General features: G+C 65.6%; 18 protein-coding genes. 11 read left to right on the forward strand and 7 right to left on the reverse strand.

Annotated elements, in window-relative coordinates; all coding sequences use genetic code 11:
- Positions 1–61: 61 nt before the first annotated feature.
- The 4 genes from MJ603_RS02055 (at position 62) to MJ603_RS02070 (ending at position 3,642) form a co-directional block, all read left to right on the forward strand.
- Positions 62–826 carry a VOC family protein gene (locus MJ603_RS02055; protein WP_243061997.1) on the forward strand — a complete coding sequence of 255 codons (765 nt, stop codon included), beginning with the start codon at positions 62–64 and terminating at the stop codon, positions 824–826.
- Positions 823–1,800 carry an aldo/keto reductase gene (locus MJ603_RS02060; RefSeq protein WP_243061998.1) on the forward strand — a complete coding sequence of 326 codons (978 nt, stop codon included), beginning with the start codon at positions 823–825 and terminating at the stop codon, positions 1,798–1,800. The genes MJ603_RS02055 and MJ603_RS02060 overlap by 4 nt, the downstream gene beginning before the upstream one ends.
- A gap of 79 nt (positions 1,801–1,879) precedes the next feature.
- Positions 1,880–2,269: a tautomerase family protein gene (locus MJ603_RS02065; protein WP_243061999.1), complete on the forward strand. Its 390-nt coding sequence runs from the start codon at positions 1,880–1,882 to the stop codon at positions 2,267–2,269.
- Positions 2,266–3,642, forward strand: a complete 1,377-nt coding sequence (locus tag MJ603_RS02070) for a GH1 family beta-glucosidase (RefSeq protein WP_243062000.1) — start codon at positions 2,266–2,268, stop codon at positions 3,640–3,642. The genes MJ603_RS02065 and MJ603_RS02070 overlap by 4 nt, the downstream gene beginning before the upstream one ends.
- Positions 3,643–3,651: 9 nt before the next feature.
- Here MJ603_RS02070 and MJ603_RS02075 read toward each other — a convergent pair whose 3' ends face one another.
- Entirely contained in the window at positions 3,652–4,869 is a 1,218-nt protein-coding gene (locus tag MJ603_RS02075; RefSeq protein ID WP_243062001.1) for an ROK family transcriptional regulator, read from the reverse strand.
- A gap of 221 nt (positions 4,870–5,090) precedes the next feature.
- On the opposite strand from MJ603_RS02075, the gene MJ603_RS02080 reads away from it, so the two are divergent.
- Positions 5,091–5,471, forward strand: a complete 381-nt coding sequence (locus tag MJ603_RS02080) for a carboxymuconolactone decarboxylase family protein (RefSeq protein ID WP_243062002.1) — start codon at positions 5,091–5,093, stop codon at positions 5,469–5,471.
- A 70-nt stretch (positions 5,472–5,541) separates the two neighbouring features.
- Positions 5,542–5,838 carry a YciI family protein gene (locus MJ603_RS02085; protein ID WP_243062003.1) on the forward strand — a complete coding sequence of 99 codons (297 nt, stop codon included), beginning with the start codon at positions 5,542–5,544 and terminating at the stop codon, positions 5,836–5,838.
- Between the two features lie 20 nt (positions 5,839–5,858).
- On the opposite strand, the gene MJ603_RS02090 is transcribed toward MJ603_RS02085, so the two are convergent.
- Genes MJ603_RS02090 through MJ603_RS02100 form a run of 3 tightly spaced genes read right to left on the reverse strand, consistent with a single transcriptional unit; the run spans position 5,859 to position 10,718 of the window.
- Positions 5,859–8,417 (reverse strand): DEAD/DEAH box helicase family protein, encoded by a 2,559-nt coding sequence (locus MJ603_RS02090; protein ID WP_243062004.1) that lies wholly within the window; start codon positions 8,415–8,417, stop codon positions 5,859–5,861.
- A complete protein-coding gene (locus MJ603_RS02095; protein ID WP_243062005.1) occupies positions 8,401–10,080 on the reverse strand; it encodes an Eco57I restriction-modification methylase domain-containing protein in 1,680 nt (559 codons plus the stop codon). Before MJ603_RS02095 ends, MJ603_RS02090 begins: the two co-directional genes overlap by 17 nt.
- On the reverse strand, positions 10,077–10,718 hold the full coding sequence (locus MJ603_RS02100; protein WP_243062006.1) for an N-6 DNA methylase: 642 nt from the start codon (positions 10,716–10,718) through the stop codon (positions 10,077–10,079). The genes MJ603_RS02095 and MJ603_RS02100 overlap by 4 nt, the downstream gene beginning before the upstream one ends.
- Positions 10,719–10,788: 70 nt before the next feature.
- On the opposite strand from MJ603_RS02100, the gene MJ603_RS02105 reads away from it, so the two are divergent.
- Positions 10,789–11,067, forward strand: a complete 279-nt coding sequence (locus tag MJ603_RS02105; RefSeq protein ID WP_243062007.1) for a helix-turn-helix domain-containing protein — start codon at positions 10,789–10,791, stop codon at positions 11,065–11,067.
- On the opposite strand, the gene MJ603_RS02110 is transcribed toward MJ603_RS02105, so the two are convergent.
- Positions 11,064–12,293 carry a type II toxin-antitoxin system HipA family toxin gene (locus tag MJ603_RS02110; protein ID WP_243062008.1) on the reverse strand — a complete coding sequence of 410 codons (1,230 nt, stop codon included), beginning with the start codon at positions 12,291–12,293 and terminating at the stop codon, positions 11,064–11,066. The genes MJ603_RS02105 and MJ603_RS02110 overlap by 4 nt on opposite strands.
- Positions 12,277–12,522 carry a helix-turn-helix domain-containing protein gene (locus MJ603_RS02115; protein WP_243062009.1) on the reverse strand — a complete coding sequence of 82 codons (246 nt, stop codon included), beginning with the start codon at positions 12,520–12,522 and terminating at the stop codon, positions 12,277–12,279. Before MJ603_RS02115 ends, MJ603_RS02110 begins: the two co-directional genes overlap by 17 nt.
- Before the next feature lie 111 nt (positions 12,523–12,633).
- Between MJ603_RS02115 and proS the strand changes: the two genes are divergently transcribed.
- The 3 genes from proS (at position 12,634) to MJ603_RS02130 (ending at position 15,905) form a co-directional block, all read left to right on the forward strand.
- Positions 12,634–14,058 carry a proline--tRNA ligase gene (gene proS / locus MJ603_RS02120; RefSeq protein ID WP_243062010.1) on the forward strand — a complete coding sequence of 475 codons (1,425 nt, stop codon included), beginning with the start codon at positions 12,634–12,636 and terminating at the stop codon, positions 14,056–14,058.
- Between the two features lie 93 nt (positions 14,059–14,151).
- Complete coding sequence (locus MJ603_RS02125) at positions 14,152–14,643, forward strand: GNAT family N-acetyltransferase (RefSeq protein ID WP_243062011.1); 492 nt, start codon at positions 14,152–14,154, stop codon at positions 14,641–14,643.
- 89 nt (positions 14,644–14,732) lie between these two features.
- The gene (locus MJ603_RS02130) at positions 14,733–15,905 is read left to right on the forward strand and encodes a MalY/PatB family protein (protein ID WP_243062012.1); all 1,173 of its coding nucleotides are present in this window, start codon (positions 14,733–14,735) and stop codon (positions 15,903–15,905) included.
- A 54-nt stretch (positions 15,906–15,959) separates the two neighbouring features.
- Here MJ603_RS02130 and MJ603_RS02135 read toward each other — a convergent pair whose 3' ends face one another.
- Positions 15,960–17,270: an O-acetylhomoserine aminocarboxypropyltransferase/cysteine synthase family protein gene (locus tag MJ603_RS02135; RefSeq protein WP_243062013.1), complete on the reverse strand. Its 1,311-nt coding sequence runs from the start codon at positions 17,268–17,270 to the stop codon at positions 15,960–15,962.
- A gap of 55 nt (positions 17,271–17,325) precedes the next feature.
- On the opposite strand from MJ603_RS02135, the gene MJ603_RS02140 reads away from it, so the two are divergent.
- Complete coding sequence (locus MJ603_RS02140; RefSeq protein WP_243062014.1) at positions 17,326–18,741, forward strand: FAD-dependent oxidoreductase; 1,416 nt, start codon at positions 17,326–17,328, stop codon at positions 18,739–18,741.
- Positions 18,742–18,749 lie beyond the last annotated feature (8 nt).

Raw genomic sequence — 18,749 nt, forward strand, 5'->3', positions numbered from 1 at the left:
TCACAGGCATCCACCATCGCCGACCACTGCGGCCGGCAGCACCACCGACAGGAGAACCAGCATGCCCATTGAGAACATCCAGCTGAACGTCGCCGACGTCGCGCGATCGTTCGAGTTCTACCGCGACTTCCTCGCCGCGGTGCCGGTCAGTGAGCCGACCGGGGACCGCGCTGTGCTCGACGTCGTGACCGCGACGATCGAACTCGTGCGAGCGGGATCCGACGAGGACTCGACCTGGACGACCGACGACTTGCAGCGCGGTTTCCGCCACGTGGGGTTCAAGGTGAGCGGCCTGGATGCCCTTGCCGAACGCTTGCGCGACGCCGGAGTGCCCTTCCATCTCGACCCGCTCGAGGCGGAGGGCGATGTGCGCATCACGTTCTTCTTCGACCCCGACGGCACGCTTCTCGAACTCGTCGAGCGCGACCTGAAGTACAACACCGTCGTTGACGAGGAGCTCGTCGCCGCCGAATATGCGCTGGGCGTTCCCGAGCGGCCGAGATTCGATCACGTCGCGCTCACCGTCGACGACTTCGAGGCGACGCGCGATCACTACAGCACGTTCGACTTCCGTCACCACGGCACGATCCTTCAGCCGCACGACACCCGGGGTTTTCGCATCGACTACCTCAAGGGCGGTGACACCGTGCTCGAGGTGTTCACCTATCAGGCGCCCAAGGAGCTGCGCGCGCCGCAGACGGATGCTCCCGGCTACGTCGCCGCCCGTCTGACCGGTGCTCCCGTCGGCGACGCCTCCGTCGGTGACGGCGCGGACGGCACGATCTACGCCGATGCGGACGGTTTCACGTACACGGTGGCCGGGTGACCGTGAGTTCGCCCGTGACCCCGGACAGCGACGGCTGGATACGGACGCTCGGCTCGACGGGCCTGAGGGTGTCGGCCGTCACGGCGGGCGGAGGGCCGTTGGGCAGCATGCCGGAGAACTTCGGCTACGAGGTCGCCGAAGCGGACGCCGTGGCCCTTGTCCGTGACATCCTTGCGAGCCCGATCCGCACCATCGACACCGCGAACGGGTACTCGGGCGGCGCGAGCGAGCAACGCATCGGGGCGGGCATCACGGCGTTCGGCGGACTTCCGGACGACGCGCTCGTGATCACCAAGGTCGACGCGTTGAACGGAGACTACTCGGGCGAGCGGGTGCGGGCATCCGTGTCGGAGAGCAGTGAGCGGCTCGGCATCGCTCCCTTGCCGATGGTGCACCTGCACGACCCGGAGTTCCACGACTTCGATGCCATGACAGCGCCCGGTGGTGCAGTCGACACACTCGTGCGGCTTCGTGACGAAGGGGTGATCGGCCACGTCGGGGTGGCAGGCGGCGATGTGCATGCGATGACGCGGTATCTCGCGCTCGGTGTCTTCGAGGCGCTGCTCATTCACAACAGGTGGACGCTCGTCGACCACAGCGCGGAGCAGCTCGTGCTCGACGCCCACGAGCGTGGAGTCGCCGTCGTCAACGCCGCGATCTACGGGGGTGGGATCCTCGCGAATCCTCGAGGCGGAAACACCTCGTACGGGTATCGCCCCGTGCGCCCGGCCACTCTGACGGCGATCGCGTCGATGGACGAACTGGCACGGCAGCACGGCACCGACCTGGCGACCGTGGCGCTCCAGGCGTCCCTGCGCGATCCCTTGATCGACACGACCGTCGTCGGGTTCAGCAAACCAGACCGCATCGACGCGATCGTGCGGTCCACTCGGGTCGAGTTGCCCGACGACTTCTGGGTCGAGCTCGACTCGTTGAGACCATCGCCCGACAACTGGCTCGACGTGCGCGGCTGAGCCGACGGCATCCGCTCGCCGCTTCCCGGCCGCTCGGCCTTCCCGACCGATATCCACCGCACCATCGAAGGAGACACTCATGCCACTCGTCCGCGTCGACCTGCACGCCGACCTCGCCGACAAGCGCGAGGCGCTGAGCCGCGCCATCCACGACGGACTCGTCACCGGGCTGCCGATGCCCGCCGACGATCTATTCCAGATCTTCCGTTTGCACGAACACGGCGACCTGATCTACACGCCGACCTTCCCGGATGCCGCCCGCACCGACATCGTCTACATCCAGATCCTGCTGGCGAACATCTACCAGCCGGAGGACAAGCAACGCATGTATGACGCCGTGATCGGGAACATCGTCGACATCGGCATCAAACCCGACGACGTGCTGATCGCCCTCACCGAGAACGCCGGATCGGACTGGTTCGCGCCGTCGAAGGACTGGGCGCCGCGTTCGGCGGAGGTCTCCGCGTGAGCACGCGCGCGGGCTTCCCCGCCGACTTCGCCTGGGGCACGGCCACCGCGGCGTACCAGGTGGAGGGCGCGGCAGCAGAGGGTGGCCGCACGCCGAGCATCTGGGACACGTTCGCTCGCGTGCCCGGTGCGATCGCGGACGGAACGACGGGCGATGTGGCCGACGAGCACTATCGCCGGTTCATCGAGGACGCCGACTTGATGGCATCTCTCGGCGTCAACTCGTACCGATTCTCGATCTCGTGGACCCGGCTGCTGCCGAACGGCGGCGACACCGTAAGCCAGGAGGGTCTCGCCTTCTACCGAGCCCTCGCGTCGGCGCTGCTCGAGCGAGGCATCCGACCGTACGCCACCTTGTACCACTGGGATCTGCCGCAGGAGCTGGAGGATGCCGGCGGCTGGCTGGTTCGCGACACGGCGGATGCCTTCGCCGGATATGCCCGCATCGCCGCGCGCGAGCTCGGCGACCTGGTCACCGACTGGATCACGCTGAATGAGCCGTGGTGCTCGGCGTTCCTCGGCTACGCCTCAGGCGTGCACGCGCCAGGACGTCGCACGGGGAGCAAGGCGTCGCACGCCGCCCATCACCTGTTGCTGGGGCACGGCAAGGCGGTCGCGGCCATTCGTGAGGAGCGGCCGGAGGCATCCGTCGGCATCACGCTGAACCTGTACTCGATCAGACCGGCGTCCGAATCGGAGGCCGACGTCGACGCCGCGCGGCGCATCGACGGGCTGCAGAACCGGCTGTTCCTCGAGCCGGTGCTGGCCGGTGAGTACCCGGTCGACGTGCTCGACGATCTAGGCGAGCGCGCGTGGTTCGAGGAGCAGCCGGCATCCGATGCGCTCGAGATCGCGGCGCCGATCGACTTTCTCGGCGTGAACTACTACAGCCGTCACACGACCGCAGCGGGCGCTGCGGATGCGAGTGGTGCTGCGAGCGCGAACCCGGGCAGCGAATCGGTGAGGTTCGTCGACACCGGTGCGGACCGTACGCAGATGGGGTGGGAGATCCACCCCGATGGCCTGCTCGATGTGCTCGAGCAGGCGCACGCCTACGCACCGGAGCTGCCGCTCTACGTGACCGAGAACGGCTCGGCGTACGCCGACACGGTCGCTCCCGACGGGTCCGTCGACGATCCGGGGCGCACGGAGTATCTGCGCCTGCACGTGGATGCCTGCGCCGAGGCGTTGCATCGCGGTCTGCCGTTGCGCGGCTACTTCTGCTGGTCGCTGATGGACAACTGGGAGTGGGCGTTCGGCCTCTCGCGGCGGTTCGGCTTGGTGTACGTGGACTACGAAACCCAGAAGCGCACGGTGAAGTCGAGTGGAGAATGGCTACGAGAGTTCCTGACCGGCGCGGTCGAGGCTGTGTAGGGCTGGCTTTCAGCCGCGCAGGTGGTGCGGGGTCAGGTGGCTGTGCAGCACGACGGACGCCGCGCCCCGCGCCGCCGCGCCCGGCCCCGTCTCCCCCATTTCCACCGCAACGGAGTGCACCTTGCGCATGAACGCGGTGCGTTCGAGCACGTCGCGCACCACCCCGAGGTAGATCGGACCGGCCGTCGCAAAGCCCGGACCGGCCAGATAGATGCGGTCGAGGTCGAAGATGTTCGTGAGCCCGAGCACGGCGGTGGCGACGTACTGCGCGGAGCGGCGCACGAGCGATTCGGCGGATTCATCGCCGCTCATCGCAGCCGCGGCGATCGTTGCAAAAGAGGTGCGGACATCCTCGCCCTCACGCTCCTGCAACCCGAGGCGCTCCCAGAGTGCGCGGTCGTCTCGTGCGTTGCGTACGACCGCGGCCGGCGTTGCCATCACCTCGAGGCATCCGTGGGAGCCGCAGAAGCACTCCGGGCCGTCGATGTCGAGCGACAGATGCCCGATCTCGCCTGCGTTCGAGGAGGCGCCGCGATAGACGTCGCCGTTGATGACGAGCCCGCAGCCGATACCGGTGGCCATGTAGATGGTTGCGAAGTCGTGGGCGGTCGAGACGCGCCCCGACCAGAATTCGCCGAGCGCGGCGCAATTGGCGTCGTTCTCCAGGATGACCGGCATGCCCGTCGCCTCGCAGAGGGCGGCCTCGATCGCGAACTCTTCCCACTCGCCGGTTTGGCGGGACGATCGGAGGACCCCGCCCGAGGCATCCAGGCGTCCGGCGCCGGAGACGCCGATGCCGATCACGTCGCTGCGGTCGATACCGTGCTTGTCGAGGAACTTGCCGATCTCGCGGGCGACCCGGTCGATGACGGTCTGAGGCTTGCTGCGTCCGGCTCCCGGGACCGCGTGACTGTGCAGGACATTGCCGCTGATGTTGCACAGCACAAGCGAGATGCGGGCGTAGTCGAGGGAGACGCCGAGCGCATAACGGGATGCCGTGTTCAACTCCAGCAGCACCGGACGTTTGCCGCCGGTCGACTCTGCGAAACCGGCTTCGACGACCAGGCCGTCGACGATGAGCGCGCGCACGATCTTGGAGATCGTCGCCTCGGTGAGTCCGGACTTCTCGGAGAGCTCGATGCGACTCACCTGCCCGCTGGAGCGGATGAGATCGAGGATGGCGCTGCGCGTATCGGCGGACGAAGCGCCCTTGAGTCGGCGAGTCATGTGCACCATCCGTCCGGATATTACTTACCTTAACAAAGTATATTGGGCAATTCGGACGGTCGATGATCATGCTCCTGCAGGACCGGGTGTGTCGGTAGAACCCCGTTCGAGTGGGCCGATGCACGGTCCCGTTGCTGACATCCGGCGTCGCCCGCTTATGCGCCGCGGACACACTTCGTCGCACGGCGGCTCGGTCGGGCGCTGCTTGATAGGAACAGGGCATGACTACGTACTTCGACACCGACGACAAGCAGTACACCCGGATCTACAAGAGCGAGACGCCGGACATCCTTTCGTCGTTCAACGATTTCAACGCCGCGGTTTTCGCCACGAAGAACCGGGAGATCCCACTGAAGTACCGCGAACTGATCGCTGTCGCGGTCGCCATCACCACGCAGTGCGCGTATTGCATCGACGGGCACAGTGCGAATGCCGTGAAGGCCGGCGCGTCACGGGGCGAATTGGCTGAAGCAGCCTGGGTGGCCGCGGCGCTCAAGGCAGGCGGGGCGTTCGCGCACGGGCGGCTCGCACTCAAGCTCACGGACGGACAGTTCGAGGACGCCGAGGCCGCGCACCAGCACACGGTCGAGCCGGTGCACTGAATACCTACCCGACGACGGCGTACCCGGGGCGGCCCTATCGTCGCGGATGCCTGTCGACGATGATGTGGGCATGAGTGCCTGGATCTACTTCATCCATCCCCCGCGCGACGACTTCGCCGCCACGATGACGCAGGCCGAGCAGGAGGTCTGGGCAAGACACTGGGAGCGTCTTCAGCGCGAGTTCGCGAAGGGGAGCATCATCCTGGTCGGTCCCACGCTCGGGCATGTGAACACGGGCATCTGCGTGTACGAAGCGGACGACGAAGATGCCGCGCGCGCTTTCATGGATGCCGACCCGACGATCGCCGAGGGATTCGCGCGTGGCGAGTTGCGGCCGTTTCAGGTGTCGTTGTTGCGTGGTGGGTGAGGCGTTGGGGACTTCGCTTGTCAGACGCTCTCTTCAACTGCGACCACGGTGTCGTAAAGCCCGTAGCGCCGCAGTCCCTTATGCGAGGAGATACCCGTGTAAGAGAGCGAAGCGTCTTCGTAGCGGCGGAAGGCGAAGACGGCTTGGTTCATGTGACCCGCGTTGAACACCCCGAGCGACACCAGCAAGTTGAAGTCAGCCACCGTCAGGCCGGTCACGGCCTTGAACAGATCAGGCTCGAGCTTGGTAATGACGTCCTGAAGCGTGTTCTCGCGAAAATCCGTGAGGTACATGAACGCGGGGATTCGCGTCGCGAACTTGATCAGCTTCTCCTGGATTGCCTTGCGGCCCTTCTTGAACTCTTTCTCCTCGTCCGAGAGTTCCTTCTTGTCCTTCGCAGTGATGTCATCACCCTTGGACTTCTTGGTCTCAGACACCGATTCGCTCTTGTTGACGACGGTCTCGAAGATCGATGAGCCGAGTGCGCGGAATCCCTCGATGTTCATGACCGCGGCCATCGCCGCCTCGCTCGCCATGATCTTCTTCAACGTGTCGTTGTCGACATTGACGAGAATCGCCGATTCCCACTTGCGAGCGAGGAGTGTGGCCGACGTACCTGCCATGGCGATGTCGAGGATGCCGCCGGCATCCACCTGCGTCATGTTCGACCCGTCATAGGCGAGAACCGGGAGGAAGCTGACGAGTTCCGCGACGGCGTGCTCCGGGTTCGGATCGTCGGGTGCAAGCCCTGTGCCGTACTCACTAATTTGACGGAGCGCTCGCGTCGGAGCGAAGTCGAACACGAAGCAGACCGGCTTGAGGATCTCCTCCTCGTTCGGGTCGTCGCCATTCGGGTTCTTGATCGACCACGGAGACTGCACGCGGAAGGCTGCCTGGAAGTACGTCTCGGGCGCTTTCAGATTTCGCAGCATCAGGATCGACGACCACTGCGGCACCGTGACTCCGGTGGTGAGCTTGCCCACCGTGAGAGTGATGGTCTTGGTGTCGAAACCGTTGCCGATCGCCTTGCGGACTGGTGGCAGCGCATCGAGACCGATCCCGACATTCGGGGCTGACACGTTCACGATGGTGTAGTCGTGCCAGAAGACGTTCTGCTTCTCGGCCAGCAGGTTCGCCATGGCAGCGCAGGATGCCTGCCGCGGCAGCATCCAGAGCGAATGCTGCAGGTAGGGCAGCAGCCGAACATCCGAGTACGGGAACGGCGGCTTGGTTCCGACCTTCAACGCGTCGACCTGCGTAGGGAGGTAGGAGCCCCGGATGATATCGAGCCACTTTTGTACGTCATCCTTGTGCACGAACTCCGCGGCAGCACCGTCGCCCTTAGCTTCGAAGAACGCGTTGAGATCGAACTCGTCGAACTCACCCTGATGCGCGATGGAGACGAGTTCATCCGGCATCTGGTAGGTCAGCAACCGCATCTCTGGCAGAGCGGCGTAGGGGTTCCAGACCGTCTCGCCATCCGTTTCGGGATGCTTCGCCGCGAACTCCGCCTTGGCGCGCTGCTCGTCGGTGTAGGTCCAGTTGAAGATCTGCTCTTCGATGAAGCGTCCTGTGGCGAGTGCCTTGAACGGAGTGCCTGAGAGATAGAGGTAGGCGCTGGCCTTGATCGGGATGAAGGCATCCTCGTCGTTGCCGAGTTCCTCGATCTCCTCCGCAAACGTCTCGAGATTCTGGCTGAATTCCTGCTCGAGCTCCTTCTTCTCGGCCGTGGCATCCTCGCCTTCGAACAGCTCCTTGGCGGTGTCGCGCCACGCGCCGAAGTGGTACTCATCGAAGACCACGAGATCCCACTGCAACTCGGTGAGCCACAAGTGCTTCGCCTTGAAGTTGCCAGCCTTGTCCTTGCCGAGGAGATCTTGGAACGAGCCGAAGAACACGAGCGGGCGTTCAGGATCGGCCTTGGCGGGATCGCCGCCCGACTCGCGGGAGATGTACTGCCAGCCATCGAAATCCACATGAGTCTCGAGGTCGCTCTTCCAGGCATCCTCGACCGCCGGCTTGAACGTGACGACGAGGATGCGCCTGGCCTTCATCCGTTTGGCGAGTTGGTACGCGGTGAAAGTCTTGCCGAAGCGCATCTTGGCGTTCCACAGGAATTCGGGGACAGCATCCTCGTTCTCGGCCCAGATCGACTTGTAGTAGTCGTACGTCTTGTCGACGGCGGAGCGCTGTTCGGTGCGTGGCTTGAACGTCTCATGATGGATGCCCGGGTGCACGATTCCGGTCCGCAGTTCCGTGATCGCGGTGCGAACGTCGTCGATCGTGCAGCGCATCCACTCCAGCTCGGTGTTCTCGAGGCCCTTCTGCACAAGACGGGCGCGCACGTCGAAGTCGCGGAAGATCGTGCCGTCGTCGCGCACTGCGGACTCGTCGAGGTCGATTTTGTAGTTCTTGATCGCCGCGGTCTTGAGTTGCTGCGCCACGCGGACCTTCACATCCCGCGTCGTCTGGCCCACCTTGAGGAGGCCGGCGTGTGCGTCGTCGTCGATCGAGTACGCGTAAATGCGGAGGCGGGACTCGGGCTTGGGAATGAGGATTTCCTCAATCGGCTGCGGCATCGGCGCCTCTCGCAGTCCAGTCGACTGCGCGGATGCGTGAGCCGATGTATGCCTGTTCGTCTTCGGTGATCCCGTACTTCCGGTAGAGATCTTCATCTCTCCACGAGCGATCCCAGGACTGAACGGGAACCCATGAATAGACTGCCGGTGCTGCGTGTTGTGTCACCTTACGAAGCGAGACCAGAAACCGGAAAAATCGCGTCGAGTAATACGACTCGAAGTTGCGTGCCTGTACTTCGGAATCGAAGGGGCCGATCATCCGATAAGTGGCGGTAGCGACTTCACCGGGGCCCGCGACGATCGGCTTTCCGAGCACGCGATCGTACAGCTGCTCAGCCCCGTAGCCAGCCGCACTTGGAACCAACACTTTCCATGCATCGATCAGGTTCCTTCCCTTGTTGACCAGGGCCGAACGAACGTAGCGAATGGCTCGTCGGTGGCCCATCCCGCCAACGTTCAAATGCAGGACCAGATCGTCGGGATCACGGGAGTCTCGGAAGTCCGCAAAGTTTGTGTCCAGCCCGAATCCACTCACGAACATCGTCGAGACAGCGCGCTCTTTCCGCTCGCGCACTCGCCGCAGGATTGAGACCGAGTCCACATCTCGTACGAACACGTCGTATTCGTCGAGCTTGCGCGTGAGTGGTCCGCTCACATGGTCACCACGGACGGTGGTTACTTGAGTTGAGCCGAGGTATCCCTCTTGGCGCAGGAAGTAGCAGACTCCGCCGCTCACGCGCACCCCTTGCCCAAACACGTCGGTCGCGTCCGGGTAGTCGAAAAGAACTCGAAGGTGCCGATCCGACAGCATCGTCTTGCGGAACGTATCGAGTCCACGGCCGCCCGCCATCCAGCGTGACGGGATGATCAGACTAAGAAAGCGCGGCTGCAGTTCCTTGGCCTGCTGGACGAATTCGTCGTAGATGGGGACGGCGCTGACAATCCGAGTTGTGGTGTTGCTGGACACCTCGTCACTCAACTGATACGGCGGGTTTCCGATGATGACGTCGAACTGCATGTCGGCTCCGAATAGCTCGGAGATCCGAGCGTTGATGTCGTCGGTGTGAATGAACGCATAGGCGTGGGTCTCTAGGCCAGACTTCCGGCCGTACTCCGCCTCGGTAGCGCCGCAGAAACGGCAGCGTCGTCCGACAAGCACGGGGTCGCCGTCCGGCCCGAGCTTGTCCGTGAAATGTCCGCCGACCCACGTGTGCTCTGTCCGCTCGAACCAGATGTTCCCCCAGTCGCGGCCGAAGCTCGTGGCAACGGAGTGCGGTCCAGTCGCGTCCTTTGAGCAGTACACGCTGCGCCGGGCGAGCAGCGCGGTCAGACGTGTGATCCCGATCCCGAAGACCTGCTTCGTCAGGATGTGGTCGACGCGGGATTGGAGGTCAGGCATCCACTTCTCGAGGCCTTCGGTAAGCCGCGAGACGATCTCGCGCAGAAAGACGCCGGACTTGGTGAATGGGTCGAGGAACGTGACCTTAGGGTCCGCCCAGATGTTGGCTCCGTTGTTCGCATCCGCCCAGGCGTCCGCGAGGGTGTCGAGCATGCGGTTCGCGAACTCCGGCGGCGTGAACACCTCGTCATTCGAGAGGTTTGCGATGCACGTGAGCACGTCCGGGTTGTGACGGGCGAGAAGCAATTCGGCCTGGGTGCTCATGCCGCGAGTTCCTGCATCGACATCGGCGGATAGGTGCGCGCCGGAATGAAGATCTCGTGCTCCTCGAACGCGTCGAAGAGAGTTCCTTGGAAGGACGCCCGCTCGGTGAGGTTGCTGTAGCCGAAGTCGCGTCGCTGGTACTTGCCGCGTCCGAGATAACCCCACTCGGGGAAGGTGATCGGCTCACCAGAGGCATTCGTCATCTTCAGTGCGTCGCCCTGCACGATGTTGACAGCGAGCACCGCAGACGCCGCGCGCCGCCAGACGTCATCGGGTTCGAGTTTGAGAAAGCGCGAGAACGTCTCGAGCAGGTTCTCTCGGCACTCCGCTGCGTTATCCGCGAGCAACTCGATGCCGTACACACACATCAGTGCGAAGAGCGCGTAGTGCCGCCTCTCGAAGTCGCTCCTACCGTGCCGTGCCTGGACCGCCGCGAGCTTGCGTTCCAGGACCGGCACGAGGAAGTTGCCCGAACCACAGGCTGGCTCAAGGAAGCGGGAGTCGATCCGCTCGGTCTCGTCTTTGACGAGGTCGAGCATGTCGTTGACGAGCCACGACGGTGTGAACACTTCGCCGTGGTCGGCGACGCGCTGCTTCGACCGGACGAGACTTTCCGGCCGATTCGGTGCTGTTGCCATTCTCTGAGCGTACAAGTACCCGGTGACCTACACCCTGGCACCAGTGCAGGGGCCACGTGAGTCTGAGTGGATGTCCCGAGTCGCCTCCGCTGCCGCCGCCCACATCGGCGGACTCATGGCGGAGCAGCGCAAGCGTCAGGGCATGACCCAGGATCAGATCGCGGTGCTCAGCGGCATCGACTCATCGAACGTGCGGGCGTACGAGGGTGGGCGCTCGATGCCCAACGTGCAGTCCCTGGTGCGGATCGCGAGGGCCCTCGGTGTAAAGCCGGGAGTGCTCCTGGAAGGCGTCGAACCCGAGATGTTCGTGTCCGCCGCCGACGATGGGCGACGGCGGCGGTCGAGCTAGCGGTGCCCGTGCCCGGCGGCGCGTCCGTGTCGTAGATTGCCCACGAATCCCGAGACATCCTCCCGCAACTGCGGGTACGCGCCCTCCGTGGCCACCTCGTCATCCACGATCATTGCGAGTTGCTCGAGAGTATCTTCGACGACGAGGTCAGCGCGGCGCAGACCCCACTTGCCGAACTCCGCCGCGAGATCCTCTCGCGTGATGTCGGCCTGCCGATAACGCCCATTGATCGCAAGCGCCATCCGTCCGTCGTTCTTCATGTGGGTCTGCGGGACCACGTCGTACGCGGGCGCCAGGATTACGCGTCCATCCGCGGGGTGGAGGAGGCTGATGTTCTTCGTGTGCATGTCGAGGTTCCCGATGCCAACGGCGAGGATGATCATGCGCGCGAGGCGGATGAGATCTTGTTCCGGAGCGTTTCGCCTCAAAGTCTCTGCCACTCGCTGCAGGCTGACTACGCCGCCGACCTCTTGATACTTCTCGTTGCCGGTCGCTCCGAGCGCCTGGCTGAAGTCCTCCTGATGCACTCGCGCGCCGTCGAGCCGGTCGTACCGCTCGATCACAAGAGTGGGCAAGCCATCGAACGACTCGATCGAGGTTGCGAAATCAGCCAGGCCCAAACGTCGAGCGAGACGCGAACCGTATTCCTCGTCGTAGATCACGGATGCCATGTCGCCGTCGAGGCGGGGTTTGAGGATGTGCGTGGTCGGGTAACCCCCGAGTGACTGCGCCCAGCCGGCATCCGTCCTCACCAGGACCACCTTCGGCTGCACTCCACCGAGCGAAGACTTGCCAGAGTCCGGGAAATTGCCGAGCGGCGAGCCGATCGGATCAAGCAGGAGGCCGCGTACCTCGACATCAGCCAGCGGGTTCAGACCGGGCGTCCTCGGTTCGCTGGGATCATCGAGGTCCCACAGTTGAAGTGCACCCGCAACATCCCTGCCGTATCTTGCTAGGAACGCGAGCGTGTCGCCGGTGCGGATTCCTGCCTGCTGCAGCATGTAGTCGTACTGATTGCCTTCAGGCAGCAATTCGGCGAACCAATTGCGACGGCGTTCCGCGTGATCTCGTCTCGGTTTGGGAACGAGGGGGATCGCCACAGAGAGTGCTGAACTGTTGACCCCGAAACGCTCGATTCCGTCGACCGTGGGGACGAAGTCGAAGGTGCGCACGTCGCCTTGGATGGTTCCGATGACCGTGTCGTGAAGCTCAACCGCGAGACGCATCGTCGTCTCCCCACGCTGCGTTGAACTCGACGCCGGTAGCGCTCGCAAGCGTCAGCAGTCGACGCAGATAGATCGTCGACTTGCCCGTCTCGAACTCGCTGATTGTGCTCTGTGGCAGGCCAAGTTCTTCGGCCAGCGACTGTTGGGACATCCCGCGTGCAAGTCTGGCCTGCTGAAGTGCGCGCCCGAAGTCCGCGGGCGAGTGCAGTCGAGCGGTGTACCTGGCCATCTCGAATCTCCCTAGTATCGGAATTTCACGATACGCCATTGTGATCGGAAAATCACGATAGACCGGCACTATCGTGAAATCCTGATCGCGTCAGCCCGCTAAATTGGCCCGATGGCCGCAAAACCCCGAGCGAGTGCCCTCGCCTCGCAACAGGACGACTTCCCCCGCTGGTACCAGGACGTCCTCGAGAAGGCGCAGCTCGCCGACAACGGTCCGGTGCGCGGCACCATGGTCATCCGACCGTATGCGTACTCGCTGTGGGAGCGGATGCAGCAGGAGGTCGACATCCGCATCAAGGCGACCGGTGCAGAGAACGTGTACCTGCCGCTGTTCATCCCGCAGTCCTACCTGGAGCGCGAGGCGGAGCACGTCGAGGGCTTCAGCCCCGAGCTTGCTGTCGTCACCCACGCCGGTGGCAAGGAACTGACGGAGCCGGTCGTCGTGCGTCCGACCAGCGAAACGCTGTTCGGCGAGGTGATGGCGAAGTGGATCCAGTCGCACCGCGACCTCCCCATGCTGCTGAACCAATGGGCGAACGTCGTGCGCTGGGAGCTGCGGCCCCGCCTCTTCCTGCGCACGAGCGAGTTCCTGTGGCAGGAGGGCCACACCGCGCACGCGACGCGAGAGGATGCCGCGGCCTATGCCCAGCGCATCCATCTGGATGTGTACCGCGCGTTTCTACAGGATGTGCTGGCGATCCCCGTGCTGGTCGGCGTGAAGACGAAGCGCGAGCGCTTCGCCGGTGCCATCAACACCATGACGTGCGAGGCGATGATGGGCGACGGCAAGGCGCTGCAGATGGCGACCAGCCACGAGCTCGGGCAGAACTTCGCCAGGGCGTTCGACATCGACTACACGGATGCCTCGGGCCAGGTGCAGCTGTGCTGGACGACATCCTGGGGCTCGAGCACGCGCATGATGGGCGGCCTGATCATGTCGCACGGCGACGACCTCGGTCTCGTCGTGCCGCCGCACATTGCGCCGATCCAAGCTGTCGTGCTCGCGATCAACGACGACGAACGGGTGTTGGCTGCGGCCTCGGATGCCGTTCAGAGACTGAGCCGCGCCGGCGTGCGGGCGCGGCTCGACGACCGCACCAACCAGGGATTCGGTCGACGCGCCACCGACTGGGAACTCAAGGGCGTACCCGTTCGCGTCGAGATCGGACCGCGCGACCTGGATGCGGGAGTCGCGACGATCGCCAGGCGTGACGGCGGCGAGAAGCAGAGTGTGTCCCTCGAGCGACTCGGCGAGATGATCCCAGTCGTGCTCGAGGAGATGCAGGTCGGCCTGGCCGAGTCCGGCCGACGTCGGCTCGAGGAACGCATGACGGATGCCTCCACCTTCGACGAAGCGATGGACGCGTCGGCGACCGGGTTCGCGCGCATCCCGTGGCGGGCGCTCGGCGAAGACGGCGAGCGTGCGCTGAACGAGCACGCGGTCACGGTGCGCTGCCTGCAGACGCCAGACGGCGGGATCCCCGCCGCTGACGCCGACGAAAGCGAACTCGTCGCGATCGTGGGCCGCAGCTACTGATCTCCGGCCGGTCCGCCGGTCGAGTCGCGCGGCGCAGCCCGACATACCTCGGGCACTGCCCGTAGCATCGGCGGGCGGAGGAGGTGGGGCCCAATGCCCACTGAGGAGTTGACGTTCGTGTACGTCGAGACTACGGATGCTCGCGCGCGCGAGATTCTGGACGACCTCGAGCGCGAGTACGACGACCGCTACGGCGACCTGCTCGACGGGCCGGCATCCGTCGAGATCGATCGTTACCCTGTCGAGGCGTTCCGAGCGCCGCACGGCGCGTTCGTCGTGGTGCAGAAGAACGGCGTGACCGTCGCCGGTGGAGCGTTCATGCGGCTGGACGCGCAGACGGCGGAGTTCAAGCGCATTTGGACGCATCCCGACCACCGCCGCCGGGGCCTCAGCCGCCGCGTGCTCACCGAGCTCGAGGCAGAGGCCGTGCGGCGCGGGTATCGGAGGGTGTTCCTGACCACGGGTCCGCGTCAGCCGGAGGCCGTCGGCCTCTATCGCAGCGCCGGATATTCCGATGCGGCGTGGCCCGGCGGTCCCGACGCCGAGTTCGTCGGCTTCGCGTTCGAGAAGACCCTGCCTGCCTGACCCCACCTGCGCGACAGTGCGACGACCCAGTGTTACCAACGGTGTCGTCCGGCCGTGCCGACGATCCGCCCTGCGGATACCATCGCCAGATGCCCGTCTCCTCTGTCGCACAGCGCCCACTGCCGGTGCTGCGCTCGGAGCGCACGAGCATCAAGTGGCGCCGGTACGCCCCCGACGTGCTCCCGCTGTTCGTCGCCGAGATGGACTTCGAACTCGCTCCGTCGATCGTGGACGCCGTCTCGAACGCACTGCGTTCCGGTGACACCGGTTACCTGGACGGCCCTGGCGATCTGGCTCCGGTCTTCGCGGACTTCGCGGCCCGCGAGTGGGGTTGGCGAGTGGATCCCGAGCGCGTTCACCTGGCGACGGATGTCACTGTCGGCCTGGTCGAGGCGCTCCGGCTGATCGTTCCGCCGGCCGGCGCCCGCGTGGTGGTGACGCCGCCTGTCTATGCCCCGTTCTTCGAGATGATCGGCGAGGTGCACGGACGTGCGGTCGAGGTGCCGCTTGTCGAGGCATCCGGATGGACGCTCGATCTGCAGGGCATCGAGCGCGCGTTTGCTGATGGCGCTGAGGCGATGCTGCTCTGCAACCCGCAGAACCCGACCGGCCGATGTCATTCCAGGCAGACCCTCGAGGCGCTGGCCGAGCTCGCAGCACGTTACGACGTCGCCGTGCTCAGCGACGAGGTGCACGCGCCGCTCGCCCACCCCGGCGTCGTCTTCACGCCGTTCGCGCCGCTCGCTGAGGCTGCCGGCGCGCGCAGCGCGACGGTGACCAGCGCCAGCAAGGCCTGGAACCTCGCAGCCCTCAAGTGCGCCTGGATCGTCGCCGCCGACGATCGCATGGCCGCCGTCCTGACCCGCCTTCCCGAGGAGGCCGCCGCGCGCACCAGCCTGCTAGGGCTTCACGCCGGCCTCGCCGCTCTGCAGAGCACCGAGTGGCGGGATGCCACCGTTCGCCAGATCGTCGCGAACATCGACATTCTGCGGTCCGAACTCGCCGAGCACGCGCCGCGGGTGCGGGTCGTGGTGCCGGATGCCGGCTACCTCGTCTGGCTCGACCTGCGCGATGCCGGGCTCGGAGACGACCCCGCCGAAGTCCTCCGCGAGGAAGGCCGCGTCGCCTTCAATTCTGGTCCGACATTCGGCACCGGGGGCGCGGGCTTCGTGCGCGTCAACGTCGCGTGCGAGCCGTCCACGATCGTGGAGGCCGTGCGTCGCGTCGCCGTGGTGCTTGACGCCCGCCCGCCGCTCGAGTAGAGGCTGCGAATGCCCAAAGCGGCTGCGGTTCGAGTCATCGCAGGTGGCTGCGGTTCACGTGGTCTCGGACGTCGCCGCGGCGTCGAGGGCCCGCTCTAGGTCGGCGATGATGTCGCGGGCGCTCTCCAGCCCGATCGACAGGCGGATGAGTCCGGGCGTGATACCGGCATCCAGCCGCTCCGGCTCGGTGAGCTTGCCGTGGATCGTCGATCCGAGGTGGATGGCCAGCGTGCGCACATCGCCGATGTGAGTCATCGGCGAGACGAGCCGGAGCGCGTCGATGAAGCGCCGCGCCGCCGGTCGACCACCCGCCAGGTCGATCGTCACGACCGATCCGGCGCCGAGCGGCAGGTACTTCTGCGCCAATTCGTGGTAGTCGCTGGATGTCAGTCCCGGGTACAGCACGCGCCCCACCTCCGGCCTCCCCTCGAGCCACTCCGCCACCTGCTGGGCATTGGTCACGTGCCGCTCCATGCGCAGCGACAGCGTCTCGATGCCCGCCAGCAGCAGGAAGGTGCTCGTCGGAGGAACCGTCGGACCGTACTCGAGCAGGATGACCGCACGCAGGTACGCGCCGTATGCCGCGTTCCCGAAGCGTTCCACGTACGACGGCACGCCCTCGCGTGACGACTCGGTCAGCTGGGGAAAACGGTCGGCGTTCGCGGCCCAGTCGAACGTTCCGCCGTCGACGATCGCGCCGCCGATCACTGCGCCATGCCCGGCGAGCCACTTCGACGTGGAATGGATGACGATGTCGGCGCCGTGCTCGATCGGACGCTCCAGAAACGGCGTCGGCACCGTGTTGTCGACGACCAGCGGAACACCTCCGTCGTGCGCGAGGCGAGCGAGACGTTCGATATCGCTCACCTGGTTCAACGGGTTGGGCAACGTCTCGGTGTAGACGGCCCTCGTGGTGGGGCGGAAGTGGGATGCCCACTCCTCGTCGGTCGCAGCATCCGCCACGTATTCGACGTCGAGGCCCTGTCGCTTCAGCGAGCCGCGGAACATCTCGCGAGTGCCCTCGTAGAGCGACTGCGTCACCAGGATGTGATCGCCCGCCTGCGCGAGCCCGAACAGCGCGGCGGCGATGGCGGCCTGCCCGCTCGCGACGACGACGCCGTCGACACCGCCCTCGAGGTCGGCGAGACGCCTGGCCGCGATGGCGTTCGTCGGGTTGTCGTTGCGGGAGTAGGCGCGCCTGGTGCTGCGCCCGGCGAAGAGATCCTCGCCGTCGTCGAAGCTCTCGAACAGGTATCCGGCGGTCTGGTAGATCGGCGTGATGCGGGCGTGCACGTCGGAATCGACGGTGCTCCCAGCGTGGATCTGACGGGTCTCGAAGTCGGGGCGGCGTTCGGGCTCGGACATGGGTACGAGCCTACTGAGAGGCGAAGTGGCGGCCGCATCGCGCGACACTTGACCCATGACATCCGCAGACTCAGAACCGACGCTCGACGTCGACCTCGCCGTGATCGGATTCGGCAAGGGCGGAAAGACCCTCGCCGCAGCGCTCGCAAAGGCCGGGAAGCGTATCGCGATGATCGAGCAGTCGGCGCAGATGTACGGCGGCACGTGCATCAACATCGGCTGCGTGCCGACCAAGGCGCTGGTGTATCGCGGTGAGCATCCCGAGTCACTCGGCGACGTCGTCGACGGCAGCGCGCGGTGGGCCGCCGCGGTCGGGGCGACGAGCGAACTGACCACGCTGCTGCGCGGCAAGAACTTCGCCATGCTCGACACTGCGGACACCGCAACCGTCATCACGGGTCGCGCCGCGTTCGTCGACCAGCACACGCTGCTGGTGACGGCGGGAGACGACCGCCTCCTGGTGCGCGCCGACACGATCGTGATCAACACCGGAGCGGTTCCGGTGATACCGGACATCCCCGGATTGCGCGACTGCGCATGCGTGGTCACGAGCACCGGACTTCTCTCGTTGCCGACGCGTCCCGACCGGCTGATCGTGCTGGGCGGCGGATACGTGGGGGTCGAGTTCGCGTCGATGCAGGCATCCTTCGGCGCTCAGGTCACCCTGCTGCAGCGGCGGGACCACCTGTTGCCCGCCGAAGACGAGGACATCTCGGACCGCGTGGCGGCGCTGCTCGCCGAGAGCGGAGTGCGCGTCATCACCGACGCAGCGGTGAGCGGGGTGAGCGAGACGGATGCCGGGGCATCCGTCGAATACACCCGCCCAGACGGAACGGTCGAATCGGTGGAGGGCGACATCGTGCTCGCCGCGCTCGGCCGCCGCCCGATGACCGACGGCCTCGGGCTCGACCGGGTCGGCATCGAGACGGATGCCCGAGGTGCGGTCGTCGTCGACGAGCATCTGCGCACGAGCATGCCGCACGTCTTCGCCGTCGGCGATGTCAACGGCGGTCCGCAGTACACCTATGTCTCGCTCGACGACTACCGCATCGTGCTCGACCAGTTCACCGGGGAAGGCACTCGTTCGACGGCCGACCGCGTCGCCGTACCGCACGTGGTGTTCACCACGCCGCCGCTCGCCAGAGTCGGACTCACCGAGCGCGAGGCACGCACTACCGGCAGGCGGCTGCGCATGGCCGTGCGCGAGGTCGGGGCGATGGCCACGGTGCCGCGCGCCCGCATCGTCGGCGACACGCGCGGTGTCATGAAGGCGGTGACGGACGCCTCAACGGGCGAGATCCTCGGCGTCACGATGCTCTCGTACGACTCCCACGAGACCATCAACACCGTCGCGGTCGCGATGCGATTCGGCGCCACGGCGCAGCAGCTTCGAGACGGGATCTACACGCATCCGTCGATGACAGAAGCGCTCAACGACCTGTTCGGCGCGCTGACCCCGCTGGTCGAATAGCCCGCCCG

Origin of the sequence: Humibacter sp. RRB41, from assembly GCF_022761015.1 — a bacterium.
GTDB lineage: Bacteria > Actinomycetota > Actinomycetes > Actinomycetales > Microbacteriaceae > Humibacter.